1 protein-coding gene is annotated in these 1,320 nt (G+C 52.3%); it reads right to left on the bottom strand.

The window, feature by feature from the left end:
• Positions 1-163 precede the first annotated feature (163 nt).
• Positions 164-1,132: an adenylate/guanylate cyclase domain-containing protein gene (locus AB2B41_RS23275; RefSeq protein ID WP_367880215.1), complete on the bottom strand. Its 969-nt coding sequence runs from the start codon at positions 1,130-1,132 to the stop codon at positions 164-166.
• Between the last annotated feature and the right edge of the window lie 188 nt (positions 1,133-1,320).

Below are 1,320 nucleotides of genomic sequence, written 5' to 3'. Positions count from 1 at the left end.
AGAAACCATTCGAGACGACCGAACCGAGCGGCGAGGTCCGCTTTGGTACCTGAACGACCGCTCCTGCAGGCAGCTGCTGTTCGGCACTGATGCCTCCGACGTCTCAGATGCGGACAAACCAGTCATTCCGGGATGACTTCAGCTGGGATATCCAACGTCAATTCTAAGGTTCCCACTGAAGTCGGTGAACCAAGTGCTGACCTTCAAAGCCCTTGAAAGATACAGATATCGTGTCTGAAAACTCGAGATCCCGTGTACCTACAACCATGGCGCGAGTGACATCGGATACCATGATTTCTCCAGCCGCAGCCATAGATGCTATTCTGGCAGCCTTGTTCACCACAGCTCCAAAAAAGTCGCCACTAGCCTGCACAACATCACCAGTATGGATGCCAACGCGCAAACCAAGATGCGGTTCCCGTTTTGTCGAAAGCACCGCTTTCTGCATTTTTATCGCCGCCCTCAAGGCTTGCTGCGCCGAAGGGAAGCTCGACAATGTGCCGTCTCCCAGAGATTTCACGAACTGACCACCGTGAGCCTCAACGATGTCTTCAATAACGTGAAAGTGATCGTTGATCAGGCTCGACCAGCGTGCGTCGCCCAATGCAGCTGCTAATTCTGTGCTGGCCTCTAGATCAGTAAACAATACTGAAGCTAATCCCTCGGTCTGTTCCAACGACAACCCCTCGTCGCGTGCCGCATCGACCAGACGTTGAATGGCAGTTTGCTCCGTGCCCATATGTACAATGTTCGGTATTGGGGCTGAGCCATGCCGCTGAACGATTTTCCATCCGGCGCCATCCAACACAAAAACGAAAGTTGTACGTTGGATACTGGGCTCGGGCAAACCAGCGAAGTGGATTCGGTGCACAAAAGATGCCCACCCGGTTTCACCGTTTTCAAAAGCTTCAGCCTCGATTTCTTCTGCGCCATAGATGTCAGGCACTTCTTGGAAAAAATCAGCAACCCCTTTGCTGACAACCGAACCGCTCCAGTATTCGTGTTCAGCGGTACCTATGAAGCGCATTTCCTCGGCAGTAGAAAAGAAGCCTGGCAGAATTTTGGTGTTCCCGGTGAGGACGGCCTGATGCAGACGGCGCGAAACCGCAAGTAGTTCGGGAGATCGTCGCATCACGTTAACCTGTGCAGTCGTAGGAGCAGATTTTAGCTTCTAGTACTTCCAAGGCAAACTCCGTTTACATCATCAATGCTATGCTGATGCCCTGCTTTCCACGGATCAAGGGATTTGTTCATGCGAACACGGACAAAGGTGTCTGCTTCCCATTCTGGGCAGACGTCGTCTGATTTTGCCTACGTGGC

Source organism: Sulfitobacter sediminis, assembly GCF_040811725.1.
GTDB classification, from domain to species: Bacteria; Pseudomonadota; Alphaproteobacteria; order Rhodobacterales; family Rhodobacteraceae; genus Sulfitobacter; species Sulfitobacter sediminis.
Note: the sequence above shows the minus strand (reverse complement) of the source record. Positions and strands in the feature narration are given on the sequence as shown.

Excerpts from the sequence above, each read along its gene's own strand:
- AB2B41_RS23275 (WP_367880215.1), bottom strand. The coding sequence starts at position 1,132 with ATGCGACGATCTCCCGAACTACTTGCGGTTTCGCGCCGTCTGCATCAG.